Origin of the sequence: Pseudomonas sp. G11, from assembly GCF_029457515.1 — a bacterium.
In the GTDB taxonomy this organism is placed as follows: Bacteria; Pseudomonadota; Gammaproteobacteria; order Pseudomonadales; family Pseudomonadaceae; genus Aquipseudomonas; species Aquipseudomonas gorinensis.
Genome location: NZ_CP120377.1, coordinates 6545017 through 6563382 on the forward strand (window position 1 = coordinate 6545017; position 18366 = coordinate 6563382).

Below are 18366 nucleotides of genomic sequence, written 5' to 3' on the forward strand. Positions count from 1 at the left end.
TAAATGACACACCGCTATCGGGGGCAAGCCCCCTCCCACATTTGGATCACACTTGCTTGCCTTAAAGACCGGTCCAGGCGCTGACAAACTGCGTCAGGTCTTCTTTAGCTGCCGTACGCGGCGGATTCTGCGGTGTACCCAAATAGAGGAAGCCAATCACTTCCTCATCCGCCGTCAGCCCCAGGCCCTTGGCCACGTGGGCCGAGTACGACAACTCACCCGTGCGCCACACCGCACCAATCCCCTGGGCATAGGCCGCCAGCAGAATGCCGTGGGCTGCACAAGCCGCCGCCAGCAACTGCTCCGATTTCGGCACCTTGAAGTGTTCCTGCAGGCGAGCAATCACCACCACCACCAGCGGCGCGCGCAACGGGCCATTCTGGGCCTTGTCGATCAGCGCTTGCGGTGCGTCGGGGTCCTGCAGGCGCGCGGCTTCGGCCAGCAACGTGCCCATCTGCTCACGGGCCGCGCCTTCGACGGTCAGGAAACGCCAAGGGCGCAACTGGCCATGGTCGGGCGCACGCATGGCGGCGGCGAACAGCACATCGCGCTGCTCCTGGGTCGGTGCAGGCTCCAGCAAGCGCGGCACGGAAACACGGTTGAGCAAAGCGTCGAGAGCCTGCATTGGCCACCTCCAGAAAAAAATGTGCGGTCATTCTAACGGGAATGAATCGGGATGCCATCAAACGATAATTGCTCTTATTCAAACTGCCCCGCCCTGTTAGACTTTGCGACCTGATTTTCAGCCTTCGTCCGGGAAACTCGATGTTCCGTCTGTTATTCCGCCTGTCTGCCGCATTAATGGCCTTGAGCCTGACCGCGTGCGACGACGCCCCGCACTTCACCCAGGCCGAGCCCGGTGAAGCACGAGCCGGCGGCGCGACGACGGTGAACAAACGCGACCAGAACGCGTTCTCCCTGCCCTCGGCCAACCTGGCGCCGACCCGTCGCCTGGATTTCAGCGTCGGCAACAGTTTCTTCCGCAGCCCCTGGGTGATCGCGCCCTCCACCACCACCGCGCGCGATGGCCTGGGCCCGCTGTTCAATACCAACGCCTGCCAGAACTGCCATATCAAGGACGGCCGTGGCCACCCACCGTTGCCCGATGCACCGAATGCGGTGTCGATGCTGGTGCGCCTGTCGATCCCGGATACGCCGCCTTACGCCAAGGTGATCGAGCAGCTCGGCGTCGTGCCCGAGCCGGTCTACGGCGGGCAATTGCAGGATATGGCCGTGCCTGGGGTGGTGCCGGAAGGCAAGGTGCGGGTCGACTACACGCCGGTCAATGTGACGTTCAAGGACGGTACCGTGGTCGAGTTGCGCAAGCCGGACCTGCGCATCACCCAGCTCGGCTACGGGCCGATGCACCCCGATACGCGTGTTTCCGCGCGTATCGCCCCGCCGATGATCGGCCTGGGGTTGCTCGAAGCCATCCCTGATGCGGATATCCTGCGCAACACCGACCCGAAGACCGCCGCCAAAGGCGCCATCGTCGGCCGGGCCAATTGGGTCTGGGACGATGCCCAGCGCAAGACCGTCCTCGGGCGTTTCGGCTGGAAAGCCGGGCAACCCAATCTCAATCAACAAAATGTTCACGCATTTTCCGGTGATATGGGCCTCACGACCTCCCTGAGGCCCTTCGATGACTGCACCGACGCCCAAGTGGCTTGCAAACAGGCGCCCAACGGCAACGGCCCCGATGGCGAACCCGAAGTCAGCGACAATATCCTGCGCCTGGTGCTGTTCTACACCCGCAACCTTGCCGTGCCCGCACGCCGCGACGTCAATGCGCCGCAAGTCCTGGCCGGGAAAAACCTGTTTTACCAGGCCGGTTGCCAGGGCTGTCATGCTCCGGCCTTCACCACGGCGGCCAACGCCGCCGAACCTGAACTGGCCAACCAGGTGATCCGCCCCTACAGCGACCTGCTGTTGCACGACATGGGCGAAGGCCTGGCCGATCACCGTACCGAATTCAAGGCCAGCGGCCGCGACTGGCGCACCCCGCCGTTGTGGGGCATCGGCCTGACGCAAACCGTCAGTGGCCACACCCAGTTCTTGCATGACGGCCGCGCCCGCAACCTGCTGGAGGCCGTGCTCTGGCACGGCGGTGAAGCACAGGCGGCGCAGCAGCATGTGTTGTCCTTCAATGCCGAACAGCGCGCTGCGTTGCTGGCGTTCCTGAACTCTTTATAAGCGTCACCCCCATTACAGAAGGGAGCTCGACATGTTCCGTCCCAAGTTGTTGTTCACCAGCCTGGCCGCCCTCGCCCTCGGCGCCTGCTCGCCTCAAGACCCGCAAGCCGTGACCTCGGCGGCGATCGCCAAGCAAGTGATCCTGCCAACGTATAGCCGCTGGGTCGAAGCCGACCGTCAACTGGCCGTCAGCGCCCTGGCCTACTGCCAAGGCAAAGAAAGCCTGGATACCGCGCGCGCCGACTTCCTTCACGCGCAAAAGGCCTGGGCCGAGTTGCAACCGCTGCTGATCGGCCCACTGGCCGAGGGCAACCGTTCGTGGCAGGTGCAGTTCTGGCCAGACAAGAAAAACCTGGTGGGCCGCCAGGTCGAGCAACTGGTCAGCGCCCAGCCACAGATCGATGCGGCCACCCTGGCCAAGTCCAGCGTAGTGGTGCAGGGCCTGTCGGCCTATGAATACATCCTCTACGACGCCAAGACCGACCTCGCCGACGACGCGCAGAAAGCCCGTTACTGCCCGCTGCTGGTGGCGATTGGCGAGCGCCAGAAAGCCCTGGCCGAAGAGATCCTGGCGAGCTGGAACAGCACCGACGGCATGCTCGCGCAGATGAGCAAGTTTCCGAACCAGCGCTATGCCGACTCCCACGAAGCCATCGCCGACCTGTTGCGTGCGCAGGTTACCGCCCTGGACACCCTGAAGAAAAAACTTGGCACGCCGATGGGCCGCCAGACCAAGGGCATTGCGCAACCGTTCCAGGCCGATATGTGGCGCAGCCAATCGTCCCTGCAAAGCCTGGAAGCCAGCCTGGCCGCCGCCCAGACCGTATGGGTCGGGGTCGACAACAAGGGCCTGCGTGGCCTGTTGCCGTCAGCGCAGAAGCCCTTGGCCGACAAGATCGACGCCGCCTATGCCGCCGCCCTGAAACTGTTCGCCAGCAACCAGCGCACGCTGAACGACCTGTTGGCCGATGATGCCGGCCGCCAGCAGCTTAACGATATCTATGACAGCCTCAACGTCGTCCACCGCCTGCACGAAGGCGAACTGGCCAAGGCGCTGGGCATCCAACTGGGCTTCAACGCCAACGACGGTGACTGATGATGCTCAGGCGACAAGCTTTGGCGATGGGTAGCCTGCTGCTCAGCGCAGTGACGTTGGGTGGCTGGACGTTGTTCAAGCAGAAGGACAAGGGCCCACTGCTGCTGTCGGCACGCGATGATGCAGACGGCAAGCACTACGCCGTGGGCTATCGCCTGGACGGCCAGCGGGTGTTTGCCACCCAGGTCGGCCAGCGCTGCCACGACATCATCAACCACCCGACGCTGCCTATAGCGCTGTTCGTCGCCCGTCGCCCGGGCACCGAGAGTTACCTGATCGACCTGCGCGACGGCGCGCTGCTGCAGACTGTCACCTCCCATGCCAATCGCCACTTCTATGGCCATGCGGTGATCCACAAGAGCGGCGACTGGTTGTACGCCACCGAGAACGACACGTCCGACCCCGGCCGTGGCCTGCTCGGTGTCTACAGGTTCGAAGGCGAGCGCCTGGTGCACAGCGGTGAGCTATCCACCCACGGTATCGGCCCGCACCAGGTGTCGTGGATGCCCGACGGCGAAACCCTGGTCGTCGCCAACGGCGGCATTCGCACCGAAGCCGAAAGCCGCGTGGAGATGAACCTCAATGCCATGGAACCGAGCCTGGTGCTGATGCAGCGCGACGGTACGCTGATCAGCAAAGAAACCCTCGGGCAGCAGATGAACAGCGTGCGCCATATGGGCATCGCCAATGATGGCACCGTCCTTACCGGGCAACAGTTCATGGGGCCGTCCCAGGAGCGTTCCGAGTTGCTGGCGATCAAGCGCCCAGGGCAACCGTTCGTGGCGTTTCCAGTGGCGGATGAACAGTTGCAGGCAATGGGTCATTACACCGCCAGCGTCGCGGTGCACAGTGAGTTGCGCCTGGTGGCATTGACCGCCCCACGGGGTAACCGCTTCTTTATCTGGGACATCGACAGCGCTGAACTGCGCCTGGACGCTCCGTTGCCGGACTGCGCCGGTGTCGGGGCGGTGGCGGATGGGTTTGTCGTCACGTCAGGCCAAGGCCGTTGCCGCTTTTACGATTGCCGCCAGCAAGAGTTGCTGGCAAAACCGTTGGAGTTGCCGGCTGGGCTCTGGGATAACCATCTCCACCTGATCTGACGCCGCTCTCGGCAGAGTGCTCACATACCCGCTGGCGGCACTGCCTGGCGGGTATATTCCTACAAGAAGCAGAAAGGTTTCCTTCTTCTGATAGCTATATGCCCTTCATCCAAAGGGGATTTTTCGGCTTACCCGCCCCTACGGCCCTAATAACAATCGACGCCTTCGTCATTGTTACCCAAGGAGCCATCTATGCCTGGCCGCCGCATGTTCGCGATGCTTGGTGTCGTTCTCGTCGTGGTATCGATGCTAGCGGGCTACAAAGCGTTCTGGATCAACCAACAACTGGCACGTCTGAATGCCCCCAAGCCGCCCGCCAGCGTATCGGTGGCGCCGGTCGTCACGCAGCTCTGGCAGCGCCAACTGCCGGCGGCTGGCAGTCTCAAAGCGCTTAAGGGAATCGATCTGAGTATCGAAGTGCCTGGTGTCGTCACGCAGGTGCATTTCGAGTCCGGACAAGCCGTTACAGCCGGGCAATCCTTGTTGCAATTGGAAAACCAGATGGAGACGGCGCAGCGGGACATCGCCCTGGCAAACCGTAGCCTGGCCCGACAGAATTTCGAGCGCGGCCAGATGCTGGTGGACAGTCAGGCGATCTCAAAAGGTGAGTTTGATCGGCTCTCCTCCGAGTTCAATCGACACAATGCGCTGGTCAAGCAGTACACCGCAGCGCTGGAAAAGAAACATATCACCGCCCCTTTCAGTGGCACCATCGGCATTCGCCAGGTCAATATCGGCGACTACCTGCAAAGCACGGCAGTGATCGCAAGCCTGCAAGACACCAGCAGCCTTTACGTCGACTTCCACGTACCCGAGCAAGCGGTCCAGTTCATTGAAATAGGCCAATCAGTACAGGTTGAAGTGTCTGCGCGCCCCGGGCAGCACACCCTTGGCCTGGTCAGCGCCATCAACCCCATCGTCGATGACAGTACCCGGAATGTCAGGGTCCGGGCGACCCTGCCCAACCCGCACAACCGTTTACTGCCGGGCATGTTCGCCAGTTTGCAGGTGCAACTGGCACAGCCAACGCCGCAGGTCGTCGTTCCAGAGGAGTCAATCAGCTATAGCCCTGCTGGCCAGTATGTTTATGTTGTATCGCCACACGAGGCTGCCCCTGAAACCGCCGGCACGGTACTGACCGCCAAACAACGCCCGGTAGAGACCGGCGAGCGGCGCAATGGCCAGGTGATCATCACCAGGGGGCTGGCGCCCGGTGAACAGGTGGTCACGGCGGGCCAACTCAAGCTCAAACATGGCGCCCCCGTCATCGTCAGCGCCGACAGGAACCTGTCGCCGCACGCCCCGCTCTTCTCTGGCGACAACGGTGCCGCACCATGAGATTTACCGATCTGTTTATTCGCCGCCCGGTACTCGCCATGGTGGTCAGCCTGTTGATCCTGTTGCTGGGGCTGCAGGGCTACCACCAATTACCCCTGCGCCAATACCCGCAAATGGAAAATGCCCAGATCACCGTGACGACCCTGTACCCGGGAGCCAACGCCGAAACTATTCAGAGCCTTGTCACGCAGCCACTTCAGAAAAGCCTGGCAGGCGCTGAAGGCATCGACTACATGAAGTCCACGAGCCGCCAGAATGTCTCGGTGATTACTCTGCACAGCCGTACCGGCGCCGACAGCGATCGCTTGTTTACCGAGTTGCTGGCCAAGATCAACGAAGTGCGCAACCAACTGCCCCGCGAGGCGCAAGACCCGGTACTGAGCAAAGTCGCGACGGATACGACCGCCTTGATGTACCTGAGCTTCTCCAGCAATACGATGAGTAGCGCCCAAGTCGCCGACTACCTGCAACGGGTGGTACAACCCCGACTGTCGACGCTGCCCGGCATGGCAGACGCAGAAATCATCGGCAATCAAACCCGCGCCATGCGCCTGTGGCTGGACCCCATCAGGCTCGCCGGCTTCGGCTTGAGCGCCAGCGATGTGAGCCAGGCCGTCAATAGCTACAACGTGCAGTCGACAGCCGGTGAGGTCACGGGTGCCTATGTCGTCACCGGCGTCCATGCCAATACGCTGCTGCGCACGGCCGAGGATTTCGAGGCGATCACCTTGAAAAGTACGAATGACAGCCAGGTTCGCCTCGGTGACGTGGCACGGGTGGAGATCGGGGCGGAAAACTACAACAGTTTCAGTTCATTCAATGGCATGCCTGCCACCTATATCAGCATCAAGCCTGCACCGGACGCCAACCCTCTTGAGCTCGGCGAGCAGGTGCGTGAGTTCATTCTCGCGCTGCAATCACAGCTGCCGCCCGATCTGGCGGCCGATATTGCCTTTGACTCCACGCAGTTTATCCAAGCCTCCCTCGACGAAGTCGTGACCACGCTGCTGGAGGCCGTACTGATCGTGGTGATCGTGGTGTTCCTGTTCCTGGGCACACTGCGCTCGGTGATTATTCCCATCGTCACCATCCCCTTATCCTTGATCGGGGTGATGTTTTTCATGCAACTGATGGGCTACTCCATCAACGGCCTGACACTGTTGGCCATGGTCTTGGCCATCGGGCTGGTGGTGGATGACGCCATTGTGGTGATGGAAAACATTCATCGGCACATTGAAAATGGCTGGTCCCCCTTCAAGGCCGCGATCATAGGGGCTCGGGAAGTATGCGCCCCGGTCATCGCCATGACGATTACGCTCGCGGCGGTCTATGCCCCCATCGTTTTTTTGCAGGGGCTGACGGGCTCGCTGTTCAAGGAGTTTGCCTTGACCCTGGCCGGGGCCGTGGTGATATCCGGCATCGTGGCACTGACCCTGTCACCGATGATGTGCGCACTGTTGCTACGCAAGGGGAAGCCTTCCCAAGGGTTCGCACTGACGCTGGATCGCATTTTCGAACGCCTGAAACAGCGTTATCTACGCCTCCTGCAAGAGGTGCTGAATGCACGCCCGGTTGTACTGGTGTTCGCTCTGATCGTTATGCTCCTGATCCCGGCGATGCTCATGTTCACGCCTTCACAGCTGGCGCCGGATGAGGACAAAGGCGTTGTCTTTATGCTCACCCAAGCGCCGCAAGCCTCCAACCTCGCCTATTTGAACGCCCACACCAAGGACTTCACGTCGCTGTTCGAGACACTCGCCGAGTATCAGGGGTCGTTCCAGATCAACGGCCTGAACGGCGCGCAATCGGGCATCGGCGGCTTCCTGCTCAAACCCTGGGGGGAACGTGAGCGTACTTCGATGCAGATACTGGAACAGTTGCGCGAGAAACTGGACAGCATTCCCGGCCTTCAGGTACTTGCCTTCAACCTGCCCGCCCTACCGGGCACCGGTGAAGGCCTGCCCTTCGGTTTCGTGATCAGTACGCCCGGCGATCATCAGTCACTGCTCGATGTAGCGGAACGGGTCAAACAACGCGCCATCGACTCAGGAAAATTCGCTTACGTCGACATCGACCTGGCCTTCGACCGGCCAGAAGTCGTGATCGACATTGACCGAAACAAGGCGTCGCAGATGGGTGTTTCGATGCAAGACCTGGGGCTGACCTTGTCGACACTGCTGGCGGAGACAGAAATCAACCGATTCAGCATGGATGGCCGTCATTACAAAGTGATTGCCCAGGTCGAACAAGCGTTCCGAAACACGCCAGACTGGCTGAACCACTACTACGTCAAAAACGCCAAAGGACAGTTGCTGCCCCTGTCCACGCTGATCACGGTGTCCGAACAGAAAGCACGACCACGCCAGCTCAATCAGTTCCAACAAATGAACTCAGTACTGATCGCGGGTTTCCCGATTGTCAGCATGGGCGACGCCATCGACACCCTGCGCGACATTGCGCAAGAGGAAGCCCCACCCGGTTTTACCTTTGACTACAGCAACGCCACGCGTCAGTTCGTTCAGGAAGGCGGCGCGTTATGGGGCAGCTTTGGCCTGGCACTGGCGATCATCGGCCTGGTACTGGCCGCCCAGTTTGAGAGCTTTCGCGACCCACTGGTGATCCTGGTCAGCGTACCGCTGTCGGTCTGCGGGGCGTTGGTCGCCCTGTTCCTGGGATGGTCGAGCCTGAACATCTATACACAGATAGGCTTGGTCACGCTGATTGGCCTGATCAGCAAACATGGAATCCTGATCGTCGAATTCGCCAACCAGTTGCGCCGAGAGCAGGGGTTAACGATTCGCGAAGCTGTCGAACAAGCCGCCGCGACGCGTCTGCGTCCGATTCTGATGACCACCCTCGCCACCGTCCTGGGCGTCGTGCCGTTGATCCTGGCCAGCGGTGCCGGGGCGGTCAGCCGATTCGATATCGGCCTGGTGATTGCCACCGGCATGTCCGTGGGCACCCTGTTCACCTTATTTGTACTGCCCTGCATCTACACCCTGCTGGCAAAACCCGGAATGCTACCCGGCAGTATCTTGCCGCTGCCGGTGTATCCCTCACCCTTCGGAGGCTACGGCCGGCTTGAGATCCTTCCTCAAGCGCCGCTGCTACTCAGCCATGCGCTGCCGGCCCCCCTGCCAGGCCTGTCAACATTGCCAGCGGGCCCCCCTGGGAAAGACGGAGTAACGTTTCGATTCGTCGGCCCCAATCCGTCCAAGGAACCGGAAGGTGCCATGCCGCCGCAGGTTGATCGTAGGGGGTGTGGTGCGGCTGATCGCCCTGCCACGGGCGGATTACACGGCCTTTTCTATCTACCTGCTGATCCCGGTCTGTTCCAGGCCCAAACCGCCAGAGAGTGTCGTCGTGGCGATGGCCGTCGCGCAGCCCAGGCAACCACGCTGACCATCAGTGAGTACACGGAAGGCCTTGAAGGGCGTGAACCTGAGTCTGCTGATTGCGCGGGCAATCAAGGATATGCCGCTCGAGTCCGGGCAGATAGTGAAGAGCCGCCAACCGCGGGTACCACTCGATAGCGCCGTCGAAAGCACCGCCACAGCCAAGCTGGTTGTGCTTCGCGCAACGCGCCATGCCTGGGGCACACCCCAAAAAAAAAGGGCCTCGCATCGCAAGGCCCTTTCCGGGGGTTTCAATCGTTTCAACTTTGCGGCCTCATCCCTTGAGACATTCCAAACATAAACAGCAGTAACTCGTGGTCAGGCTTGACCGCCACACTCGCCTTGGCGACGCGCGGCAACAGGCATTGCCCGCCGCTTTGCACCGCGCTGAGTACTTGTGTGCGAGGTTGTTCCCAGGCGACCAGGGCCAAGGCTGCAATGCCCAATGCCCCCACCAGGAACAGACCTCGTGCTATTTCTAGCTTCATTTGGTTAAACCCTTGATAGCGCTGCCAAACGCCGTCTCGTAAAAGTAGCTGAGTTTTTCCCAGTCGCTATCGCTCCACGACGAATGGCGGCGCAATTGCAGCATATCGTGGGACGCTGCCCGATAGGCGGTCAGGCGCTGGCGACACTTTTCAAAATCCAGCAATGCCACTTCCACGGTGGCCGAGTCGCCTTCGCCGGTGACCCGCGCAAAAATGTGCTTGATGTACAGGCAACCATGTTGCCAGCGCCCCTTGTGCATACGCGCCAGGGTTGTCGCCACTTCCTTGAGCAGGCGCTCATGGACTACTTCGCCGTACTGTTCACGGCCACCGGCGGCGTACCACTTTTCGATTTCATCGAAGCCATCCAGCGAAGCGGTCACCAACAATGCCTTCCATTGGTGCTCCGGATCACGACGTGCCTCGCAGAACACCATTTCCGGTACGCGCACATTCAGCAAGCGCAGGCCCTTGAGGGCATCGCGCTCGCGCAACACGGTGGGACGTCCAAAAGGATGCAGCCAACTGCGGTAGATATGCCCGGTCTGACGTTTGCTGTAGAGCAAGCGCCCATTGGGGCCCACCACCCGCTGCACACCACTTTCACCACCGCGCCGACGATTGGGCTCTTCGACCCATTCGCCCTGCTGGCGCCAGAAATAATCAAATCGCTCTTCGGGAGCTACGTGACTGCCTGCTACGCACTCAACTGCCATCCTGTTACCTCTTGCGCAATACGTACACCCGCCACATGGCGTAGAGCGGGATGAAGTCCAGGGATTCCTGAACACGGAAACCGGCCTGCTCAAACTCTGCCTCAACAGTAGCAGCCGGTAACACAAATCGGTTTTGGTAACCTTCCTGCTCACCTTTCTTACGACGTTTTACTTCGGCACGCTTACGTTTCCAGGCCTTGAAGTTGCCATCCACCCACAGCGAGATGATCACGCTGTCGCGGGTTACACGCTGAAATTCGCGCAGTATCGCCAGCCTGTGCTCAGGATCACCAATGTGATGCATCAAGCGCATACAGAAGATGCTATCGACCGAGTTATCGGGTAAATCGATATCGAAGGCAGATGTCTGCAAGGGTCGTACCCGTTTGACCACGTCCGCCGGTTGCGCGTGCATCGCAACCTTCAACATCGACTCCGAATTGTCGGCACCGATAATCACGCGGTTGGGTTTTTCGGCCAGCAGCGGCCAGAAGCGCCCAGCCCCGCAAGGCAAGTCCAGAACCAGCCCCGGTTCACCGGCCATGGCCAGTGCGCCGCGCGCCAATTGCTCGTCACGTTTGTGGGACAACCGGCGAGCCAAATTGTCCTGATGCTTGAGCAAATAATTCTGCGCGTGCTGATCGTCGTATTTTTCAGAAAATTCGAGCTTGATCGGGGTAGGCATCGCTGATCTCCAGTTACTGATGCCTACAACCTTAGGCAGCTAACTGTGATCAACAGGTCAACCAAGTGTGAAAAACTTGTCCTGTCCAATCTCATACATTTCAAAATTTTACAGATACAGTCAGTAGCACGGGGCCATCTTCGCCGAACAGCGGGGAATCTGCCGCAGCATAGCGGCAGGGTGGGCGGTCAAGGTTTGACCTGGCTCAACTCGACATGAAAGCGGCAACCGTTGGGTTCCATGGTGCTCAGGCTGACGCTCCAGCCCTGGTTCTCACAGATGCGCTGCACCAGGGACAAGCCCAGGCCAAGGCCTTCGCCGCGCTTCTCGCTGCCACGCACAAAAGGCTCGAACATCGCCTCGCGCTTGTCTTCGGGAATGCCGACACCGGAATCCTCCACCACGAAACCACTGGGCTCCAGCGTGAGGCGGATAAAGCCCCGTTCGGTGTAATGCAGGGCGTTGCGCAACAGGTTGCCCATCACCGCGTGCAGGAAGGTGGTGTTGTAGCGGGTGTCCAGGGGGTTGCCCGGTTGATAGATCAACTCCAGCCCCTTTTGCTCGATAGGTTCGCGCCAGATGCCCAGCAAATCGTCCGCCACCTGGGTGAGGGTCACCCGCGGCGACATGGTGGCATCGTTGTGCTGGGCGCGTGCCAGCATCAGGAAGGTCTGGACCAGCTCGCGCATTTCTTCACAGGCCCGTGCGATGCGCAGCACCTGGTTACGGCCGCGCTGGTCGATGGCCGGGTTTTCCAACAGCAGTTCGCAGGAACTGGCCAGTACCATCAAGGGTGTGCGCAACTCGTGGCTGACATCGCTGGTGAACAACTGCTCACGGGACAATGCCTGGCGCAGACGGCCCAACGTGGCATCAAAGGCCACTGCCAACTCGCCCACTTCATCAGCGGCATAATCCGGCGCCAAGGGCGGCGCCAGGCCGAGCAACTGGTCGCGATGGCGAACCTGGCGCGCCAGTCGCACCACCGGGGCCATGACCTTGCGGGCCAACACCCAGCCGAGGAAGACTGCCAGTGCCAGGCTGAGCACGAAGCCCACCAGCACCACGGCAAACAACACGCGCTCACGTTCCTCAAAGTCACTCTGGTCTTGCAGCAGCACATAGCGCCGGCCATCCACCACTTCGACCATGGCGTGATACGACAGCGCCTCGCGGAACACTTCATGGAACCCCGGCTCCAGGTGCCGCAGGTCCTTGGGTAGCTCAAAGTCCCCGCGCCCGCCGCTGAAATAGAACAGCTGGTCCGGCTCGGGTCGGTGGCTCCAGTCTTCGACGCTGTCCATCAGCAGCAGGCGCTGCAGATCGCCACCCAGGCCAGCCGATATCAGCTTCTCTTCCACCAGGTGCACCGTCGCGACGATGCCCATGGCGAAGGCCCCCGCTACCAATGCGCTCATCAAGGCAAAGGCGATGATGATGCGCTGGGCAAGGCTCTGCTTAAACTCCATCACGACCCTCGGCCAGGCGGTAACCCACGCCGTGCACGGTTTGCAGCAATGGCTTGGCGAACGGTTTATCGATCACCTGGCGCAACTGGTGGACGTGACTGCGCAGGCTGTCACTGTCCGGGCAATCGTCGCCCCACAGCGCTTCTTCGAGAATTTCCCGACGCAGCACGTGAGGGCTTTTCTGCATCAATACCGCCAGCAGCTTCAGGCCCACCGGGTTGAGTTTGAGCAGGCGCCCTTCGCGGGTGACTTCCAGGGTATCGAGGTCGTAATGCAAGTCGGCCACCTGCAGGGCCCGCCGCCCACCACCCTGGGCACGGCGCAGCACGGCTTCAATGCGGGCAGCCAGCTCCGACAGGGCGAACGGCTTGAGCAGATAGTCATCGGCGCCGGACTTGAAGCCCTGCAGCCGGTCATCCAGCTGGTCACGGGCGGTGAGCATGATCACCGGCGTATCACGCCGCGCGTCTTCGCGCAGGCGTTTGCACAGGGTGTAGCCATCGATGCCAGGCAGCATGATGTCGAGCACGATCAGGTCGTAATGCTCGGTGGCGGCCAGGTGCAGGCCCGATAAACCGTCCTGCGCGCAGTCCACGGTGTAGCCCTTGAGGCCCAGGTAATCCGCCAGGTTGGCCAGAATATCGCGGTTGTCTTCAACCAATAAAATTCGCATGGGCAGTGTCTCCGTACTTTCGTGACGACCGTGTTGGCTCGCGCAGCTTAAGGCCAAGTGGGACGCAGGGATAGAGCTGAGGGGCGCGTCGATAAAGGTTTTCAACCGATTAAATAAACCAACGAGTTTTTCACTATAGCTTCACAAACTGACTACAGTGTCAGGCCGAAGATCGCCACCCATTGATATAAGGAAGATGACATGGGGTTTCTCAAAACAGCGCCTATGCGCTATCTGCTGCTGGTAACGGGTACCTGGCTGGTTATTTTCCTGCTCACACGCAGTGTGCTGCTCGTCACTCACCTGGATGAAGTCGGCGGCAATCTGCTGCCAGTGTTCGGCGTGGGTTTGCTGTACGACCTGGGTTTCCTGACCTACGCCGCCCTGCCCTTGGGCTTGTACCTGCTGCTGTGCCCACCGGCGCTGTGGCGTCGCCGCGGTCACCGTTGGTTCCTGCAAGCGGTGCTCACCATCAGCGTGTTTGCAATGCTGTTTACCTCAGTGGCCGAATGGCTGTTCTGGGATGAATTCGGCGTGCGCTTCAACTTTATCGCCGTCGACTACCTGGTGTATTCCAACGAGGTATTGAATAACCTGCTGGAGTCCTACCCGATCGGCAAGTTGCTCAGCTTGCTGGCAATGCTCGCCATCGTGCTGAGCCTGGCCTTGCGCAAACCGTTCAATGCCGCGCTGAACGCACCACTGCCGCCGATGCGTGGCCGCCTGCTGAATGCCCTGGCGTTGCTGGTCGTCGCCGGTCTGAGCCTGCAACTGATCAGCCAGGACAGCCCACGCGCCCAGGGCGGCAATGCCTACATGAACGAACTGGCGAGCAATGGCCCCTATCAGTTCTTCGCCGCGTTCCGTAACAACGAGCTGGATTACTCGCAGTTCTATAAAAGCCTGTCGACCGACGTGGTGGCCAAGCAATTGCGCGCCGAACTCAGCGAACCGAATGCCCGTTTTATCGGCCAGGACCCGCTGGATGTCCGCCGCGCCATCACCAACCCAGGCACGTTGCGCAAACCCAATATCGTGCTGGTGACCATTGAAAGCTTCAGCGCCAAGTACATGGGCAGCAATGGCGACGGGCGCAACCTTACGCCCAACCTCGATGCACTGCGCCAACAAAGCCTGTATTTCAATAACTTCTACGCCACCGGTACCCGTACCGACCGAGGCCTGGAGGCGATCACCCTGGCGATTCCACCGACGCCTGGGCGCTCTATCGTCAAGCGCATTGGCCGTGAAAGCGGTTTCGCCAGCCTGGGCCAGCAGCTCAGTGCCATCGGTTATGACAGCGTGTTTGTCTACGGCGGCCGTGGCTACTTCGACAACATGAACGCATTCTTCAGCGGCAACGGTTATCGCGTGGTCGACCAGAGCAGCGTGCCCGAGTCGGAAATCTCCTTCAAAAACGCCTGGGGCATGGCGGACGAGGACCTCTACAAACAAACCTTGAAGCTGGCTGATGCCGACTACGCCAAGCAACAGCCGTTCTTGCTGCAACTGATGACCACCTCCAACCATCGCCCCTACACCTACCCGGACGGGCGCATCGATATCAAATCCGGCAATGGCCGCGACGGCGCAGTGAAGTACACCGACCACGCCATCGGCCAGTTCCTGGAAGCTGCACGCCAGAAACCCTGGTTCGATAACACCATCTTCGTGTTCGTCGCCGACCACACCGCCGGCAGCGCGGGCAAGGAAGACCTGCCCATCATCAACTACCAGATTCCGCTGTTCATCTATGCACCCAAGCTGATCGACGCCCGGGAAAACGCGCAACTGGCCAGCCAGATCGACCTCGCGCCAACCCTGCTGGGCCTGATCAACCTGAGCTACGAGTCAACCTTCTTCGGCCGCAACCTGCTGCAAGACAACCCATTGCCACCTCGGGTAGTGGTCGGCAACTACCAGCACCTGGGGTTATTCGACGGCAAGGACCTGGCGATCCTCAGCCCACGCCAGGGCCTGCGCCGCCACGACCAGGCCCTGGGTGAGAGCCAGGAACTGCGGGTCGGCAGTGATGATCCGCTGATCCAGCGCGCGATTACCTACTACCAGGCCGCGAGCTACGGTTTCAAACAACAGTTGCTGGGCTGGAGGGCACCCAAGGACGAGGCCCCGGCACTGAGCACGCGCTAACCAAAACGTCCCGTACCGCTGAGTACGGGACTTTTTTCCAGGGTTCACCATGCCATCCACCTCTGCAGTGCCGGTTTCCAAACCTCTCAATTTCTGGCTGTGCCTGGGCATCCCCGCCGTGGCTGCGCTCCTGATGCTGTTACTGGAGCTGACATCGCTGGACATGGACCTCGCCAAGCGCTTCTACAACGCGGCGGACGGCGGCTTCATCGGCCGCTACAGCTTCTTCCTCGAAGACATCCTGCATGACCGCGCTAAACAGCTGGTGATCCTGTTTTCAGTGCTGGCAATTCTGGGGCTTATCGGCACGTTCATCCTGCAACGGCTCAAGCCGTACCGCCGCGAGCTGGTGTGCCTGGTGCTGTCCCTGGGCCTGGCCACCGCCTTCGTCTCGCCGTTGAAAACCATCACTGCCGTACAGTGCCCCTGGAGCCTCAAGGAATTCGGCGGCCAGGAAACCTATAGCGAACTGCTCAGCCCACGCCCACCCACCGACAAACCCGGGCGCTGCTGGCCGGGCGGTCATGCGGCTACCGGGTTTGCCCTGTTCGCCTGGTTCTTTGCACTACGGGATCGGCGGCCGCGGATGGCGCGCAAGGCGTTCATCTTTGCTGTTGCGCTGGGTAGCGTTTTTTCAGTGAGCCGCATGCTGCAAGGCGCGCACTTCTTTTCCCATAACGTATGGACGGCGATTTTCTGCTGGCTGATCTGCCTGGGGCTGTACTGCCTGTTGCTCTATCGGCCATCACGCGTTGAGGCGGCAAATACTCAGGCAGTGAATCCGTAGACCGGCTCATTCACTCAACCGCCGGCGTTTCCTGAGGGCCATAAAAAAACCCCGCCTGCATCGCTGCAGGCGGGGTTTTTATTAGCCGGGTAAGGCTGGCTGTCGGGTAAGAAACGGCCATTACTGACCGTCCCTCCCCTAAGAACTGTACGTGCGAGTTTCCCCGCATACAGCTCAAGCCTTTGTAAGCCCTTTCTCAGTTGAAAGAGCCGGTGCCGCACTGTGTAACTGTCGATGACAGTTGGGATGCAACAACACCAGATTGCCCAGCTCGTCGCATCCGCCCTTGTGCCGCTCGATAACATGGTGAATGTTCCACCCGCTTTCGAACGTAATCAACTGCTTGCACATCGGGCAGCGCTTGCTCTGGCCAAGCCACAGCGTCAGCGTCTTCCGCTTCCCCTCGTCCGAGCTTCGCCACGCATATTCCAGCCGTTGCTCGAAGTACATCTCGTCCTCTGGGGCGTATGGGTTAGCCTCCGCCTTGATCTTGGTGTGCCGCTTGATCGGCGTATCGCTGGCGTACAACAAGTGGAGCAGTTTGCCGCTGGGGTGTAGCCCGGAGAATACCCAACTACGTGTTCCCACGCGCTTGAAGTATTTTTCCTTGATCCAACGTTTGCAGCGATTCAGATGTCGCCGCCTGCACCATCGCCATAGCAATTTCCAGATCCTGTAATCCACGTAGTTGAAGGTCTGCTTGGCGACAATCGGCCGATGATAATTGGCCCAACCCCGAATAACTGGATTGAGCTGCTTGATCAACAGGCTGGCCGGTGCCGCTTTGTTCGCTTCAACCAACGCCTTAACCTTGGCCAGAAATGCTTTCACGTTCTTGTGGGCTGGCTTTATCAGCAGCTTGTCACCGTACTTGCGAATATTCTGACCGAGGAAATCGAACCCATCCGATACATGCGTGAACAACGTTTTCTCCACCGCAAGGCTCAACCCCCGCTCGGCCATGAAGGCTTCGACGAGTGGCTTCACCTCGTTTTCCAGCAGCTCTTTCGAGATGCCGGTGATGACGAAATCATCTGCGTATCGCACATAGTTGACCTTGGTCTTGTAGCTGGCTTTGGTATTACGCTGCCCGAACCGAGATTCGAGCTCCTTTTCCAGTCCATCAAGGGCCAGGTTGGCCAATACGGGCGAGATGATCCCTCCTTGCGGAGTTCCCGCCCCTGTCGGATTCAATCGACCGGATTCCAAATATCCCGCTTTCAGCCATTTCCTTAGAACCACTTTGTCCATCGGGACGTTAGTGATCAGCCAGTCGTGACTGATGTTGTCGAAACATCCCTTTATATCGCCCTCCATGACCCACTGCGCAGAATGCTTGCGACCGAGATTGACGAACAATTGCTCGATTGCATCTGCCGTGGAACGGTGAGGGCGAAAGCCATAGGAATTTCGGTCGGCTGTGGTCTCAGACACCGGTTCAAGTGCCAGCAGGTATAACGCCTGCATCGCTCGATCCAGCATCGTCGGAATCCCCAGCGGTCTACGCTGGCCATTTGCTTTGGGAATGTAAATCCGCCGCAGTGGCCGGGGCTTGTAGCCCCTGCGCTCTAACCGAAAAACTGCCTTCCATTTGCTTTCAGGCGTGCTCCAGGTTTCCCCATCGACGCCGGGAGTCCTGCGACCCCGGTTTTCAGTGACCCGTTTAACCGCCAATACCTTGGCGGCAAACGAGCGAACCAGCATACGCTGCAAGGTTTTCACCTGCCGCCATTGCTGATTCTTGGCTGCCTTCGCGATCCGTACCTGTAGCCCTCGCACCTGTCGATGACCTGTTTCCCAGTCTATCGAATGCCAACTGATGGCCAGATGGGAGGACGCAGGTACTTCTATTTCAGACGCACTCATCTTGCTTTTCCTCCAGAGAAGATTTCCCCAGAGGGCAGTAGACGCACGTCGCCCTTGTGGGGGAGTGAGTACACTGCCCCGCAAGGGATTTCTATGAGTTAGACGCAGCCGGTCAAACCGACAAACGTCTGTTCTTGATGGCTTTACAGGCCTTCTCGCGATCAAAGACCAGTCGGAAGTCAGCACCGTTTCCAGTCAGGGCAGAGCCCTTATCCAACCCCATTACAGGGAGGCATTCGCTTTATCCGACATCCTCTACCCGCATTTTCAACAGTCTTCCTCACGGTCGACCTGCCTTGCCATACAGGCCAATGGCGAAAATACGGGCTTACCGAGTTCCATAACCGTCACAAGGATGGGTTAGGCCCTGCCTATTCACCGATGACTCAATGTCAGCGTGCCCCCAGAT

Annotated in this window: 13 protein-coding genes and 1 pseudogene; 7 read left to right on the forward strand and 7 right to left on the reverse strand. The window is 59.9% G+C overall.

What is annotated here, in order from left to right:
• Positions 1 to 61: 61 nt before the first annotated feature.
• Positions 62 to 625 carry an NAD(P)H nitroreductase gene (locus P2T68_RS30170; protein ID WP_024077202.1) on the reverse strand — a complete coding sequence of 188 codons (564 nt, stop codon included), beginning with the start codon at positions 623 to 625 and terminating at the stop codon, positions 62 to 64.
• A 140-nt stretch (positions 626 to 765) separates the two neighbouring features.
• On the opposite strand from P2T68_RS30170, the gene P2T68_RS30175 reads away from it, so the two are divergent.
• The 5 genes and pseudogenes from P2T68_RS30175 to P2T68_RS30195 form a co-directional block, all read left to right on the forward strand.
• Complete coding sequence (locus tag P2T68_RS30175; RefSeq protein WP_277378678.1) at positions 766 to 2193, forward strand: di-heme oxidoredictase family protein; 1428 nt, start codon at positions 766 to 768, stop codon at positions 2191 to 2193.
• A 31-nt stretch (positions 2194 to 2224) separates the two neighbouring features.
• Positions 2225 to 3289 carry an imelysin family protein gene (locus P2T68_RS30180; protein ID WP_277378679.1) on the forward strand — a complete coding sequence of 355 codons (1065 nt, stop codon included), beginning with the start codon at positions 2225 to 2227 and terminating at the stop codon, positions 3287 to 3289.
• 2 nt (positions 3290 to 3291) lie between these two features.
• Positions 3292 to 4389 carry a DUF1513 domain-containing protein gene (locus P2T68_RS30185; protein ID WP_150295950.1) on the forward strand — a complete coding sequence of 366 codons (1098 nt, stop codon included), beginning with the start codon at positions 3292 to 3294 and terminating at the stop codon, positions 4387 to 4389.
• A 192-nt stretch (positions 4390 to 4581) separates the two neighbouring features.
• Positions 4582 to 5727, forward strand: coding sequence for an efflux RND transporter periplasmic adaptor subunit (locus P2T68_RS30190; protein WP_277378680.1), 1146 nt, complete (start codon positions 4582 to 4584; stop codon positions 5725 to 5727).
• A pseudogene (locus P2T68_RS30195) lies at positions 5724 to 8741 on the forward strand (multidrug efflux RND transporter permease subunit); the annotation flags it as partial. The gene P2T68_RS30190 and the pseudogene P2T68_RS30195, both read left to right, overlap by 4 nt.
• A gap of 641 nt (positions 8742 to 9382) precedes the next feature.
• On the opposite strand, the gene P2T68_RS30200 reads toward P2T68_RS30195, so the two are convergent.
• The 5 genes from P2T68_RS30200 to colR form a co-directional block, all read right to left on the reverse strand.
• A complete protein-coding gene (locus P2T68_RS30200; RefSeq protein WP_024077208.1) occupies positions 9383 to 9610 on the reverse strand; it encodes a hypothetical protein in 228 nt (75 codons plus the stop codon).
• A complete protein-coding gene (locus P2T68_RS30205) occupies positions 9607 to 10326 on the reverse strand; it encodes a lipopolysaccharide kinase InaA family protein (RefSeq protein ID WP_024077209.1) in 720 nt (239 codons plus the stop codon). The genes P2T68_RS30200 and P2T68_RS30205 overlap by 4 nt, the downstream gene beginning before the upstream one ends.
• 4 nt (positions 10327 to 10330) lie before the next feature.
• Positions 10331 to 11011, reverse strand: a complete 681-nt coding sequence (locus P2T68_RS30210; protein ID WP_024077210.1) for a class I SAM-dependent methyltransferase — start codon at positions 11009 to 11011, stop codon at positions 10331 to 10333.
• Positions 11012 to 11199: 188 nt separating this feature from the next.
• Positions 11200 to 12480: a HAMP domain-containing sensor histidine kinase gene (locus P2T68_RS30215; RefSeq protein ID WP_024077211.1), complete on the reverse strand. Its 1281-nt coding sequence runs from the start codon at positions 12478 to 12480 to the stop codon at positions 11200 to 11202.
• Entirely contained in the window at positions 12470 to 13153 is a 684-nt protein-coding gene (colR, locus tag P2T68_RS30220) for a two-component system response regulator ColR (RefSeq protein ID WP_016975511.1), read from the reverse strand. The genes P2T68_RS30215 and colR overlap by 11 nt, the downstream gene beginning before the upstream one ends.
• Before the next feature lie 201 nt (positions 13154 to 13354).
• On the opposite strand from colR, the gene P2T68_RS30225 reads away from it, so the two are divergent.
• Both P2T68_RS30225 and P2T68_RS30230 read left to right on the forward strand, forming a co-directional pair.
• Complete coding sequence (locus P2T68_RS30225; RefSeq protein ID WP_024077212.1) at positions 13355 to 15304, forward strand: LTA synthase family protein; 1950 nt, start codon at positions 13355 to 13357, stop codon at positions 15302 to 15304.
• 49 nt (positions 15305 to 15353) lie between these two features.
• Positions 15354 to 16091 carry a phosphatase PAP2 family protein gene (locus tag P2T68_RS30230; protein ID WP_024077213.1) on the forward strand — a complete coding sequence of 246 codons (738 nt, stop codon included), beginning with the start codon at positions 15354 to 15356 and terminating at the stop codon, positions 16089 to 16091.
• A gap of 174 nt (positions 16092 to 16265) precedes the next feature.
• Here the strand turns inward: P2T68_RS30230 and ltrA are convergent, their stop codons facing one another.
• Positions 16266 to 17957, reverse strand: coding sequence for a group II intron reverse transcriptase/maturase (gene ltrA, locus P2T68_RS30235; protein WP_071534438.1), 1692 nt, complete (start codon positions 17955 to 17957; stop codon positions 16266 to 16268).
• Positions 17958 to 18366 lie beyond the last annotated feature (409 nt).

Excerpts from the sequence above, each read along its gene's own strand:
- P2T68_RS30170 (WP_024077202.1), bottom strand. The coding sequence starts at position 625 with ATGCAGGCTCTCGACGCTTTGCTCAACCGTGTTTCCGTGCCGCGCTTG.
- P2T68_RS30175 (WP_277378678.1), top strand. The coding sequence starts at position 766 with ATGTTCCGTCTGTTATTCCGCCTGTCTGCCGCATTAATGGCCTTGAGC.
- P2T68_RS30180 (WP_277378679.1), top strand. The coding sequence starts at position 2,225 with ATGTTCCGTCCCAAGTTGTTGTTCACCAGCCTGGCCGCCCTCGCCCTC.
- P2T68_RS30185 (WP_150295950.1), top strand. The coding sequence starts at position 3,292 with ATGCTCAGGCGACAAGCTTTGGCGATGGGTAGCCTGCTGCTCAGCGCA.
- P2T68_RS30190 (WP_277378680.1), top strand. The coding sequence starts at position 4,582 with ATGCCTGGCCGCCGCATGTTCGCGATGCTTGGTGTCGTTCTCGTCGTG.
- P2T68_RS30200 (WP_024077208.1), bottom strand. The coding sequence starts at position 9,610 with ATGAAGCTAGAAATAGCACGAGGTCTGTTCCTGGTGGGGGCATTGGGC.
- P2T68_RS30205 (WP_024077209.1), bottom strand. The coding sequence starts at position 10,326 with ATGGCAGTTGAGTGCGTAGCAGGCAGTCACGTAGCTCCCGAAGAGCGA.
- P2T68_RS30210 (WP_024077210.1), bottom strand. The coding sequence starts at position 11,011 with ATGCCTACCCCGATCAAGCTCGAATTTTCTGAAAAATACGACGATCAG.
- P2T68_RS30215 (WP_024077211.1), bottom strand. The coding sequence starts at position 12,480 with ATGGAGTTTAAGCAGAGCCTTGCCCAGCGCATCATCATCGCCTTTGCC.
- colR (WP_016975511.1), bottom strand. The coding sequence starts at position 13,153 with ATGCGAATTTTATTGGTTGAAGACAACCGCGATATTCTGGCCAACCTG.
- P2T68_RS30225 (WP_024077212.1), top strand. The coding sequence starts at position 13,355 with ATGGGGTTTCTCAAAACAGCGCCTATGCGCTATCTGCTGCTGGTAACG.
- P2T68_RS30230 (WP_024077213.1), top strand. The coding sequence starts at position 15,354 with ATGCCATCCACCTCTGCAGTGCCGGTTTCCAAACCTCTCAATTTCTGG.
- ltrA (WP_071534438.1), bottom strand. The coding sequence starts at position 17,957 with ATGAGTGCGTCTGAAATAGAAGTACCTGCGTCCTCCCATCTGGCCATC.